Source organism: Hymenobacter yonginensis (assembly GCF_027625995.1).
GTDB classification, from domain to species: Bacteria; Bacteroidota; Bacteroidia; order Cytophagales; family Hymenobacteraceae; genus Hymenobacter; species Hymenobacter yonginensis.
Window position 1 is genome coordinate 233,534 of sequence record NZ_CP115397.1, and the last position, 11,869, is coordinate 245,402.

The 11,869-nt window shown below is 64.5% G+C and carries 10 protein-coding genes; 3 read left to right on the plus strand and 7 right to left on the minus strand.

From position 1 onward, the window contains the following. Positions 1-34 precede the first annotated feature (34 nt). The 4 genes from O9Z63_RS21040 to O9Z63_RS21055 form a co-directional block, all read right to left on the minus strand. The gene (locus tag O9Z63_RS21040) at positions 35-1,177 is read right to left on the minus strand and encodes an efflux RND transporter periplasmic adaptor subunit (RefSeq protein ID WP_270129444.1); all 1,143 of its coding nucleotides are present in this window, start codon (positions 1,175-1,177) and stop codon (positions 35-37) included. 40 nt (positions 1,178-1,217) lie between these two features. Then, the gene (locus O9Z63_RS21045) at positions 1,218-1,460 is read right to left on the minus strand and encodes a hypothetical protein (RefSeq protein ID WP_270129446.1); all 243 of its coding nucleotides are present in this window, start codon (positions 1,458-1,460) and stop codon (positions 1,218-1,220) included. A gap of 224 nt (positions 1,461-1,684) precedes the next feature. Continuing rightward, positions 1,685-3,061, minus strand: a complete 1,377-nt coding sequence (locus O9Z63_RS21050; RefSeq protein ID WP_270129447.1) for a sensor histidine kinase — start codon at positions 3,059-3,061, stop codon at positions 1,685-1,687. Positions 3,062-3,078: 17 nt separating this feature from the next. Further along, on the minus strand, positions 3,079-3,756 hold the full coding sequence (locus O9Z63_RS21055) for a response regulator transcription factor (protein WP_270129448.1): 678 nt from the start codon (positions 3,754-3,756) through the stop codon (positions 3,079-3,081). A 254-nt stretch (positions 3,757-4,010) separates the two neighbouring features. Here O9Z63_RS21055 and O9Z63_RS21060 point away from each other — a divergent pair, with 254 nt between their 5' ends. After that, positions 4,011-5,150 (plus strand): flavin monoamine oxidase family protein, encoded by a 1,140-nt coding sequence (locus O9Z63_RS21060; RefSeq protein WP_270129449.1) that lies wholly within the window; start codon positions 4,011-4,013, stop codon positions 5,148-5,150. Positions 5,151-5,292: 142 nt separating this feature from the next. Here the strand turns inward: O9Z63_RS21060 and O9Z63_RS21065 are convergent, their stop codons facing one another. Beyond that, the gene (locus O9Z63_RS21065; protein WP_408613970.1) at positions 5,293-5,907 is read right to left on the minus strand and encodes an LLM class flavin-dependent oxidoreductase; all 615 of its coding nucleotides are present in this window, start codon (positions 5,905-5,907) and stop codon (positions 5,293-5,295) included. Here O9Z63_RS21065 and O9Z63_RS21070 point away from each other — a divergent pair. Then, positions 5,902-6,123, plus strand: coding sequence for a PIG-L family deacetylase (locus tag O9Z63_RS21070; protein WP_270129595.1), 222 nt, complete (start codon positions 5,902-5,904; stop codon positions 6,121-6,123). The genes O9Z63_RS21065 and O9Z63_RS21070 overlap by 6 nt on opposite strands. Before the next feature lie 338 nt (positions 6,124-6,461). Continuing rightward, a complete protein-coding gene (locus tag O9Z63_RS21075; protein ID WP_270129451.1) occupies positions 6,462-7,937 on the plus strand; it encodes an aminotransferase-like domain-containing protein in 1,476 nt (491 codons plus the stop codon). Positions 7,938-7,942: 5 nt separating this feature from the next. On the opposite strand, the gene O9Z63_RS21080 is transcribed toward O9Z63_RS21075, so the two are convergent. Continuing rightward, positions 7,943-8,566: a DJ-1/PfpI family protein gene (locus O9Z63_RS21080; RefSeq protein WP_270129452.1), complete on the minus strand. Its 624-nt coding sequence runs from the start codon at positions 8,564-8,566 to the stop codon at positions 7,943-7,945. A 787-nt stretch (positions 8,567-9,353) separates the two neighbouring features. Continuing rightward, positions 9,354-10,394 (minus strand): replication initiation protein, encoded by a 1,041-nt coding sequence (locus O9Z63_RS21085; RefSeq protein ID WP_270129453.1) that lies wholly within the window; start codon positions 10,392-10,394, stop codon positions 9,354-9,356. Between the last annotated feature and the right edge of the window lie 1,475 nt (positions 10,395-11,869).

An 11,869-nucleotide genomic window follows, 5' to 3' on the forward strand; every position in this document is an offset into this window, starting at 1 on the left:
GCCCGCAGCTACTAGCCAGCAGCCAGAGGGGCAGCTACAAAGCGGTGGTCAGGCTGGCGAGCGTCACCGGGCGGGGCGTGATGCGGGAGCCGTCGCGCAGGTCCTGCACGCCTTCGCACACAATCCGCTCCCCGGCTTTCAAGCCGCTATCCACCACGTAAAAGGCGTCGAGGCGGCTCTGGGGCACGAAGTTGCGCTGGCGCACCTGGCCTTGGGCATCCACCACGTACACGTAGTTCTTGTCCTGCTGCTCGAACACGGCCTTCTGGGGCACGAGCAGCGCGTCAGTCACAGTGTTGGCCAGGCGCACCTTGCCGGTGGCCCCGTGCTTGAGCAGCCGCTCGGGGTTGGCGAAGCGGGCCCGGAAGGCAATGGCCCCGGTGCCGGCCTGAAACTGGCTTTCTACCGTCTCAATCTGGCCGGTGGGGGCGTAGAGCGTGCCGTCGGCCAGCACCAGCCGCACCTGGTTGGTGCGACGGGCCGAGTCCTGCCGGCGCGTTTTCATGTACTCCAGATACTCCGCCTCCGACACGTTGAAGTAGGCAAACACGGCCCGCGTATCCGACACGGTCGTCAGCAGCGTGCCGTCGTCGATGAGGCTGCCCACCTTCAGCAGCTCCCGGTTCACCACGCCGTCAAACGGGGCGCGGATGGTGGTGTAGCTGAGCATGAGGGCCGCATTGGAAGCGGCCGAGCGGGCTTCCTCCACCGTGGAGCGGGCGGCCGTGAGCTTGGCCTGGGCCACGTCCAGCTCGGTTTTGGAGATGATGTTCTTTTGGGTCAGCATCCGCACGCGGTCCAGCTCCAGGCTGGCCACCCGGGCCTGGGCCAGGGCGTTGTTGAGCGTGGCCTGGGTGCGCGCCAGCCGGGTTTTGTACTCGACGTCGTTGAGGTGAAACAGGGCCTGGCCCTGGCGGACTTTCTGGCCCTCATCCACGTAAATCTTTTCCAGAAAGCCCCGCACCCGGGCCCGCAGCTCCACGTTGCGGGTGGCTTGCACGTCGGCCACGTACTCGCGGCTCAGCACCGTGTCGCGCGCTGCGAGCTGCACCACGGGCAGGGAAAGCGGCGCTTCCGTGGCGGTGGCAGATTCGGCCGCGCTGTCGGCGCCGCAGCCGGCCAGGGTGGAGGCAGCCAGCGGCAGCAGCAGCCAGCGGAAAGGAAATCGAGAAAGCATATAATCAGGCTTGAGAAGAATCAGAAAAATCCGGCCCCGGTCAGGGCCGGGCCAGCGAGTCGGGGGCGCCGCTGGCGTACCGCGTAGCCTGCTCGCAGACCGCCAACCGCGCCCGGGTGTGGGCCAGCTCCAGCTCGGCCTCGGCCACCGTCAGCTCAGCGTCGGCAACGTAGTCGGGGGTAGCCTCCAGTTGCTGCAGGCAGTAGAAGTTCAGGGCTACCGACAGCAGCAGCGTCCCCAGCAGCAGGCCAATCAGCAGGCGGTAGCGAATGGCAATGGGCATGGGCAGGCGGTGACAGATGATGCTGCAAACCACCCCCGGAGAGGTTAAAGCCACATGAGCGCGGGATTAAAAAACATTAAAAACCCCGCCGCCCCCTCCCAATGCCAGCCCATTACCCCCAAAAAAAACCAGACCCTTCCAGTCAGGAAGGGCCCTCACAGGCCTTTTGCCGGCGGCAGCCGGTCTTGAAAAAAGCTGCCCGCTGCCTGACTCCGGTAACCGGCTCAGGCAACGGGCAGCTCCAGCACCACGGTGGTGCCCTGGCCCGGGGCTGAGGTCAGCTGCACGTCGCCGCCGTGCAGGTGCACGATCTTCTGCGTGATGGACAGCCCCACGCCGTAGCCGGGGCGCGAGCGGGCATTTTCGGCGCGGTAGAGCGGGGCGAGCACCTGCGCCAGTTCGGCGGGCGCAATGCCGATGCCCTGGTCGGCCACCGCCAGGCGTAGGCGGGTGGGCGTGCCGTAGCTGAGGGTGGCCTCCACCGGGCCGGCGGAGTACTTGCAGGCGTTGTCAAGCAGGTTGAAGATGGCCGTAGTCAGCAAGCGGGCGTTGCCGGGCACCACAAACAGGGCGTCCGGCAGCGGGGCTGGCAGCTTGCCGAAATGCAGGCGGATGACGCGGCCGGGGTACTTGCCCTGACAGTAGCTCAGAGCCTGAGTGAGGCAGTCGTCGAAGGATACCGGCTCGCGCTGAAACGAGGCATCGTCGGCCTGGGCCAGAGCCAGTAGACTGTTGCTCAGATCAATGAGCTTGCGAATCTCCTCCACGGCCGAGCGGATGCTGGCCTGGGTCTGGGGCAGGTCGGGGTCGTAGGCCAGTGAGGTTTCCAACGTGCCCAGCAGCGTGGTCAGGGGTGTGCGCAGCTCATGGGAGGCGTGGCTGACAAAGCTTTTCTGCGACTCAAACGCCTGCTCCACCCCGCCCAGCATCTGGTTGAAGGTGCGGGCCAGCTGGGCAATTTCGTCGGTGCCGTTGCCTTCCGCCACGCGGGTGCTCAGGCGGGCCGCCGTGATCTGCTCCACCTGCCGCACCACCCCCGAAATAGGCCGCAGGGCCTGCTCGGCAAAATACCAGCCCGCCAGAATGATGAGCACCAGCGCCCCCACGTTGCCGGCCAGCAGCAGCAGGCGCAGCTGACGGAGCTGCTGCTGGCCGGCCGGGTCCTGGCCGGCAGCAAACACATAGTAGAGCTGGCCTCGGTAGCGGAAGGCGCCCCCCACGGTTTCCTGGCCGTCGGCCGTGAAACGCACCGGCCGGGCCGGCCGGATACGGCGCAGCTGCCGGGAGTTTTCCTTTTGGCTGAGGCCATCGGCGCTGGTGTAGAGCAGGTGCTGCCCGGCGTCGTAGATGCTGACCTGCTCGCCGGGAATCGTAAGCAGGTCGCGGCGCCGGAACACTGGCTGCGGCCGCGGCTCGCTGGCTTCCAGCGCCTGCTGGCGCACCAGCAGACGGGTGGTCATGGTGGCCTTGCCCAGCAGGCGGCTGGCAAAGCGCTGCTCGCGGGCCGAGGCCTGGAAGTAGTAGATAAACCCCGACAGAATCAGCTGAATGCCAACCACCAGCAGGGTGAAGCGTAAAATCAGTTTGTTACGAATCAGCATCCGGCAGGGTCTCTGGGTTAGCCTTCGCGTAGCACGTAGCCCATGCCCACCACCGTGTGAATCAGCTTAGTGGCGTAGCCTTTGTCGAGCTTCTTGCGCAGAAAGCTCACGTACACGTCAATGATGTTGGTGTTGGTGTCGAAGTGCAGGTCCCACACCTTTTCGGCAATGTCCACCCGCGAAATCACGCGGCCGCGGTTGCGCAGCAGGTATTCCAGCAGGCTGTATTCCTTGGTGGTCAGCTCGATGCGCTGGCCGGCGCGCGTTACGCGCTTGGTGTCCAGGTCCAGCTCCAGGTCGGCGGCGCCGAGCACCTGCCGGCCCGTGCCGGGCGAAGAGAGGCGGCGCGTGAGGGCGCGCACGCGCAACAGTAGCTCCTGAAAGGCGAAGGGCTTGGCCAGGTAGTCGTCGGCGCCGGCCTCGAAGCCCTCCACTTTGTCTTGCAGGCTGTCCAGGGCCGTGAGCATCAGCACCGGCTGGTGGGGGTGCGTGGCGCGAATCAGGCGGCACAGCTCGAACCCATTATGATAAGGCAGGTTCACGTCGAGGATGGCAACGGCGTAGGGGTTCTGCTGCAGCAGCGACTTGCCCATGCGCCCATCGTAGGCCACGTCCACCTCGTAACCCTCACTTTCAAACCCCTTTTTTACGAACGAGGCCAGCTTGGGCTCGTCTTCCACCAGTAGTATTTTCATGCTTTACACTGCCTGAGCACGGCGCCCGGAATAAGCGCCCGTCAGCAGGGTGTACGCAGCCGGCCGGCAAGCGGCATAGTTTTGTACTGCCGGGCAAGGGCTTGGCGCCGCTCGCCGGTACTCGGCCAGGCACTTGCCGGATGCCAGCGCCGGGCCGGGCTGGGCCGCGCTAAACTTCTGCCCGGCCCGGCCAGTTACCTGCTCCGTCGGGGCCCTCGCCCCCTTTTATTCCGCCTCTGCTCTTTCCTGCCGCCATGCCCGGTTCCGATGTTTTTCCGCCTTCCCCGCTGCCCATCCTGATTATCGGGGCGGGGGTGTCGGGCCTCACCGCCGCCCGCGAGCTGCACGCCGCCGGCCGCCCGGTGCTGGTACTGGAGGCCCGCGAGCGGGTGGGCGGCCGCACGCTGGCCGTGCCCGCCCTGCCGGGCCAGCCCGAGGTCGACTGGCTGGATCTGGGTGCCACCTGGGGCTGGGCCCACCACCCATACCTGCTGGCGCTGGCTGCCGAGCTGGAACTGCCGTTTTTCGAGCAGCCCAGCGCCGGCGCTACCACCTACCAGACTGCCCCCGACGTCGTGCACCGTCTGCCCCAGCGGTCGGGCTCGGCGGGCTACCTGCGCCTGCCCGGCGGCGCGGCGGCCTTGTGCCGGGCGCTGGCTCGCACGCTGCCCGAGGCCAGCCTGCAGCTCGGCACCCAGGTTACCAGCCTGCGCGCGCTGCCCGGCCCCGACGGCCGCACCCGGGCCGTGGAAGTGACGGCCACCCGGCACGGCACGCAGCACACCTATCGGGCGGCGGCCGTGGTGGTGGCCCTGCCCCCGCGCTTGGCCGCCCACAGCCTGCAGTTCAGCCCGGTGCTGCCGCCCGACCTGCGCCAGACCATGCAGGCCGTACCCACCTGGATGGCGCACTCCATGAAGGCGCTGGCTGTGTACGACGAGCCGTTCTGGCGCGGGGCCGGTCTGTCCGGGTTTGCCGTGAGTCAGGTGGGGCCGCTGGTGGAAATCCACGATGCCTCGCCCGCCTCCGGCGCCGTGGGGGCCCTGTTCGGTTTTTTCGCCACCCCGCACCCGCTGCGCGCCGCCCCGGCCGCGCAGCGGCAGGCCGCTGTGGTGCAGCAGCTCAGCCAGCTGTTCGGGCCGGTAGCGCGCAGCCCCCTGGCTTACCACGAGCTGGACTGGACCCGGGAGCCGCTCACCAGCGTGCCCGCCGACGCCGATGCCCCCACCCAGGTGCCCCTGCAGGGGCCGGCGCTGCTGCAGCAGCCGTGCTGGCACGGCACGCTGCTCTGGGCCGGGGCCGAAACCTCCGCCAGCGAGTGGGGCCGCCTCGACGGAGCTGTGGAAGCCGGCCGCCGCGTGGCCCGGCAGCTGCTGCTGCCGGAGCGGGTATAAGCGACCCTGGGCCTTCGGGAGTACCACAATAGCAGGAACAGCATTTCCCGGCGAAAGTGGTTTCAATCAACCCTGTGAGGGGATGTTGATCCGGTCTTTTGGAAAATATTCAGAAACGTCTCCCCAGTCATTCGCTTCCAGCTTACCGCAGCGGGGCCGTGGTCAGCGGCGTGACGGGCGTGGTGGCCGGCCGGCGGCCCTGCAGGTCGGGCATGGATACGTTGGGCAGGCGCGGCAGCACGTATCGGGCGAAGTAGTCGGCCTCGTCCAGCAAAGGGTAGCCCGAGAAGATGAAGGCCCGGAAGCCCATGTCCATGTAGCGGTTGATCTTCTCCACAATCTGGTCCGGGTCGCCCACCAGGGCCCCGCCGGCCCCGGAACGGGCCTTGCCGATGTCAGTCCAGAGCAGCGGCTCCACGAAGCCTTCCATGTCGGCGTGCTCGCGCAGCTGATTCTGGCGGTGTACGCCCAACGACCACGAATCCTGGGCCCGGCTCTTGATTTCGGCCCCTTTTACCGGGTCGAACTTCGACATCAGCTTCTTGGCGTAGGCGCGGGCTTCATCCTCGGTTTCGCGCACGATGACGTGGATGCGCAGGCCGAAGTCGATCTGGCGGCCGTGGGCGGCGGCGCGGGCGCTCAGATCCTGCATAGTTTCGTAGAGCTTTTCCTCCGTTTCAGGCCACATCAGGAACATGTCGCAGTACTCGGCGCACACGGCCCGGGCGCCCTCGGAGGTGCCGCCGACCTGGTGCACGACGCCGCCTTCCTGGCCGGGCTGCCCAAGGTGCAGACCCAGTGGCAGGGCGTACCGCAGGCTCTCTGGCGGCCTCGGCTGCTGCTGCAGGCCATCCACAACGGCTACGTGCGTCCCGATATCGTGGTGGATATTACCGGGTTCTGGGAGCAGAAGCTGGCCGCCCTCACGGCGTTTAAATGCCAGTTTTACCATTCCGAATACGAATCCGAGTAGGCCACCACCTACATCTCCACCCCGGACTTCCTGCGCACCCTGGAGGCCCGGGCCCGGGAGCTGGGCAGCTACATCGGCGTGCAGTACGCGGAGGGCTACACCAGCCGCCGCCCTCTGGGCCTCGATGATCTGCTACTGCTACGCTGAGCAGTGGCGAAGGGATGATGCCCAGCCCAAAACCCTGGTCCGGCAAATGGACCAGTTTTTTTGTGCGGGTAATCCGACCTTTGCCCCACTTTTTCGCCACCAACCTGCCGCAGTCTAACTGCGGCCCGCTGCGCTTCAAGCAGCCGGTTAAGGATTCCCGACCGCCTGAGTGACCATGGCGGGCTTCCCGTATGCTTCCCTATCAAACCCTCCTTTCCCTGCAGCGTGGTACCTCACTTGCCCTGCCCCAGCAGATTGCCGCCGGCCTGATCAACCTGATCCGGCGGGGCGTACTGCCGTTCGGGGCCCGGTTTCCGGGTGCCCGGCAGCTGGCCGAGCAGCTCGGGGTGAACCGGCAGACGGTGGGTCTGGCCTACGAGGAGCTGCAGGCCCAGGGCTGGCTGGTGCAGCGGCCCCGCAGAGCGCCGGTGGTCTGCACGCAATTGCCCGAGGCGCCCGGCCAGCCACTGCCGGTTGCCATCGGGCAATTTCCGGCCCGGGCCGCTTTTCAGTTTCCCAAGAGCGACGCAGCTCCGGCAGTGCAACTGCCCGCCCACCCATCCCTCGTGCTCGATGGGGGCTCGCCCGATGCGCGGCTGGCGCCGCACGCCTTGCTGACGCGCAACTACCGGCGGGCCACCCGCGGGGTCGCCCGTTACCCGCAACTGCTTGGCTATGCGGCTCCCAACGGGGTGCTGCGCCTGCGCCAGCAGTTGGCCCGCTACCTGCACGACACGCGCGGCGTGCCCGCTACGGCCGAAAACGTGTTCGTGACCCGGGGTAGCACCATGGCCTTCTTTCTGCTAGCCCAGCTGTTGGTGCAGGCCGGCGACACGGTGGTGGTAGGAGAGCAAAGCTACGCGGAGGCCGATGCCATTTTCCAGAACCGCGGGGCCCGGCTGGCGCGCGTGGCCGTGGATGAGCAGGGGCTGGTGCTGGAGGAGCTGGAAGCCCTCTGTCGGCGGCAGCCGGTGCGGCTGCTCTACGTGACGCCTCATCACCACTACCCCACCACGGTCACGCTGTCGGCAACGCGGCGGGTGCGGCTGCTGGCGCTGGCCGAGCAGTACGATTTCATTGTGCTGGAGGACGATTACGACTTCGACTACCACTACGCCGAAGCGCCCATCCTGCCCCTGGCCAGCGCTGCTCAAACCGGGCGGGTGATCTACACCGGGTCGCTGAGCAAGGTGCTGGCGCCGGCTTACCGCATCGGCTACGTGGTGGCGCCGGCAGAAGTGCTCCAGGCCCTGGCCCCCATCCGGGTGCTGGTGGATCAGTTGGGCGACCCGCTGCTGGAAACGGCGGTGGCCGACCTGTTTGCCGATGGCACCATGCACCACCACCTGGCCCGGTCGCGGCAGCAGTACCAGCACCGCCGGGACGTGTTCTGCGCGGCTTTGCAGGCGCGGCTGGCCCGGTGGTTCAGCTTCGTGCCGCCCACCGGTGGGCTGGCCGTGTGGGGGCGCTTGGCGGATACCGTTGACCTGCCGAAGCTGGCGCAGTGCTGCCGGGAGCTTGGGCTGTTGCTCAGCGACGGGCGGGCCCATCAGCTGCTGGCCGAACCTCGCCCGATGCACCTGCGCCTGGGCTTTGCCGCGCTTACGCCCGTAGAGCTGGAGCGCAGCGTACGGATACTTGAAACGGCTCTCCGCTCGCTGGAATAGGCAGCTTACTCCTTGACCGGCACCACGTGGGAGCCCGGCGCGTACTGCATTTCCCGCACCGTAGCCGCCGCCACCTCCGGCCCCAGCAAACGGCTCACCACATGTAGGGCCATGTCGATACCGGCGGAGATGCCGGCGGAGGTAATCACCTGGCCGTTGTCGGTCCAGCGCTGCTCCGGGGCTACAGTAGCGGTGGGCAGCAGCTCCTGTAGTTGACCGGCCACGGAGTAGTGCGTGGTCACGGTGAGCCCGTCGAGCACGCCGGCCTTGGCCAGCACAAAGGCGCCCGTGCACACCGACAGCACCAGCTCGGCCGTGTGCATGTGCCGGCGCACCCAGTTTAAAATTACCTCATTGTGCATCTCCCGGCGGGTACCCAGCGGAGTGCCGTCGGCCAGCAGGCTCGCCCCACCCGGTATCAGAATGATGTCGGCGTCGGGGTGGTCCTGCAGCCGGTAGGTGGGATTCACTGACAAGCCGTTGCGGGCAAACACGGGGCTGTGCTCGGCTACGGTAAACACGTTGAAGGGACGCTTGCCGTCGACCTCGGTGACGGCGAATACCTCGAACGGGCCGGCAAAATCCAGCACTTCAACGTCATGAAAAAGCAAAATAGCAACCTGATACATAGAGGCAGAGTGAGTGAGTGAAACTGTCAGGGTGTACCCCGGCCATTGGCTTGCATCTGCCGGATTCTGCATCCGTGGTTACCATACTTCACACGGCAGGTTCCCAGCAGACCTGATGCAGAGCAGACAGCCACAGTGGACTTGCCCGGGGGTAGCACAAAAGTGGGTGTTGCCTTTGATAGTGAACCCAGCCAGATGGTCGAAATCAGTCCCGCCAGTTGCGACAGGCTGAGTTTTGGTCGTAGCACGGGGCATGGCAAGTCTCGGGTGGACGAGCCACTCCTGGGGGCGCCTGCCGCTGCACCTGAGATGCGTAGATGCCCACGGCTTCCCGGTGTATTCCGACAGCACCAATTCCTGGCCGACGGCCAGCGGCTGACCGGGTTCGACGAAAGCTTAGGGGGCCTCACCGATTCCTCCCAACACAGCACGAGCCCCCGGTCTTCCCCCCGCCCACAGCACAGTGTTTGCGCCCGCTGAAGTGCGCCGCGCTTTCGCCCAACTGCAACGCGTAGCGGCCCACGGCCAGGAGCTTGAACCCACCCCGGCCGGGGCTCAGCACACCCTTCAAAAGCCCGCGCCAGACCATCGGGCTGACGCGCCCAGTTACGCATGCGGAACTGGGCGAGCGGCAGGGCGCGCTCAGGCAGTGGAACGAATACCTGCTCCTGGCCCCTGGAAACCCAAGCCCAGCCAGCCGCTGCAAGGCAACGACGGGCGCGGCATTTTTCAGCGAACAGCGAAACATACGCCCCGACGCCGAAGAATTAGCTGATTCGCAGGTGAGCTACTTCAGGCTGGCGTAGAGGCCCGTAAACTCTGTTTTGAGCAGATTGACTGTAGCGCCACCCAGGTTGTCGAACACCTTGTTACCGGCCTCGAAGTCGCGCAGCAGCGGGTGGGTGGCTTTCATGAGCTTTGCCATCAGCGTTTCGTCGTCACCGATGAAGGCCAGCACGTGCTGAATCTGCGGGGCCGTGAGCTTAAGCTTTTGCAGGCGCGTGACGATGCGCTGCTGCAGTGTAGGCAGCTCCGCATCCAGCATGAGGCTCATCTGCTCCTGAGGGGCCTTAGAACGCGCTGTAGAGGCTGTCTTAGCTGGCACCACCATCCCGTCGTCGCCGAGCTTGGCCAGCGCCTGCGGAATCGTGAAGCGGATGGCCTGCACTTTTTTGCCCTCTTTGATGGGCTCGTACACCACGCTCCAGCCCAGCGAGTGCAGCTCGCGCAGGGCCGGCTCCAGCACGTAGCGCTTGAAGTCGTAGAAGAGCGTATAGGTGACGTCGTTGTCGTCGCCGAGCACCTGCTTACGCAGCACGTCGAACTCCACCTCCCACAGCCCCACGTCGTCCCAGGACTTGAGCAGCCAGAACAGACGGTGCGCGTGGGCCGACTTGAGCGTCAGCAAACTCTCGATTTCCACGTGCGTGTACTGCTCGGCCAGCTGCAGTAGGAAGGGCTTGATTTCGGGGGCGAAGTTGCCGGTCAGAAAGCCCGTGCCCTCGTTCAGGTCGATGTAGCTGATGATGGAGTAGGCCGTAAACCGCTTCTTGTTGCCGGTCTGTGTCTCAATGCTGACCACCTTGGACATCAGGCTGCGGCAGGCGTCGCGGATGGTCTCGTACACGCTGCCGCCCTTTTTCTGGGTCATCACCCGGCTCAGCGGAATGGTGATGCCGGGCAGCTCGGTCTGGTCCTGGTGAATGCAGCCCAGGGCCAGGGCAAAGATACGGGCCTCGATGTGCGTGAGCTTGAGTGGAGCCCGCACCAAAGCGTTGGCTTGGTAGGCGCGCGGATACTGGGGCGGAACGGGTAGGGCAGGCTGCATAGGCAACACGAACGATAGACGGAATATGTGACCAATATAGCTGGATCTACGTGAAAATCCGACATAGTTCACGCAAAGAATCCGGAGTGCCATTTTTCACGCAGATGCCTCCCGGCGGGTGGCCCACCGGCAGGGTGCCATTTTTCACGTAGATGCGCCGCCACACCGGCCGGAACGGGGCGGGTTTGGGGCGGAGTGCCATTTTTCACGTAGATGGTGCCATTTTTCACGCAGCAGAGTGCCATTTTTCACGCAGATGGTGCCATTTTTCACGTAGATGGTGCCATTTTTCACGCAGCAGAGTGCCATTTTTCACGTAGATAATCGCTGCAATAAATTGTATATCAATACGTTACGCCTCCCTGAATATAGAATAGTATTAGAATAGCTTAGAAGACAGAAGAGGGCTCTGATTTTTTTGAAAAAAAGCCTTGTCGGTGGCTCAACGAAAAACCCGCAAACGGGGCGTGCAGCAAGGCTTTTAAGGGGGTGCTTCGCACCTCGGGAGGGAGCCGGCGGCGCGTACGGCGCTGATTGTATGATCTCTCCGGGCATCTACGTGAAAAATGGCACTCCCCTCTTCGGGGTGCTTGGCGAAGGCCCGGGGCGGGTGGCCATTCATCTACGTGAAAAATGGCACTCCTATCCTACTGCGAGCGGGCTCCTCCCCTACCCGACCAACACCGGCGGGCTGTTCTGCGGCGGCATAGTCCGTTTCCCCGACTCAGAGCACCAACTCCGGCGTATGGCGCGCAGTTAGCTCAGCATGGCCGCTTAGGTAGCCGAGGGCATTACTGGTCGCACGTGGCTGCAACTCTACCCGCCACCCGGGCCGCTGCCCCGGTTGGCGCTGAGTGCCGGCCGGGCCGACCCGGGTCTCACCTCTACCCTACCGCAGCCAGTTCGGCGGGGATGCGGGGCCACTACGGCGGCCAGGCAGGCGCGCCGCACGGAAGGCCCGAAGTTGGCGGCCCGAAGTTGGCGGCCGGCCCTGTAGCCTAGTCAGGGCCGCCAACCGGCTGAAGCCGCCGGTGCAGATAAGAGTGCCGCTTGCTGAGGCAGGTTCTGCCTGTGGGCTTCCAGGGAACACTCCCGACGCTGGCTCCCGGGAGCCACCCAGAAAAAAGAGGCCACGGTTGCTGCGCCGCCGCCTCTATATGTCGGGTAGTATGGTCGGGCAGTATCATCATGTTACTCGTATTACTCGTGTTAGCTAGAATACAGGATGTGTATAAGTAACATCAGTAATATCATGTACTAATTAGCTCTGATAACATTGGTAATACGTCGATTGCAATAACACTAATAACACTGGAAATATCAATAACTACAGTAATATCAGGTACAACGATAATACAGATAATACAGATAATACAGATAATACAGATAATACAGATAATACAGATAATACAGATAATACAGATAATACAGATAATACAGATAATACAGATAATACAGATAATACAGATAATACA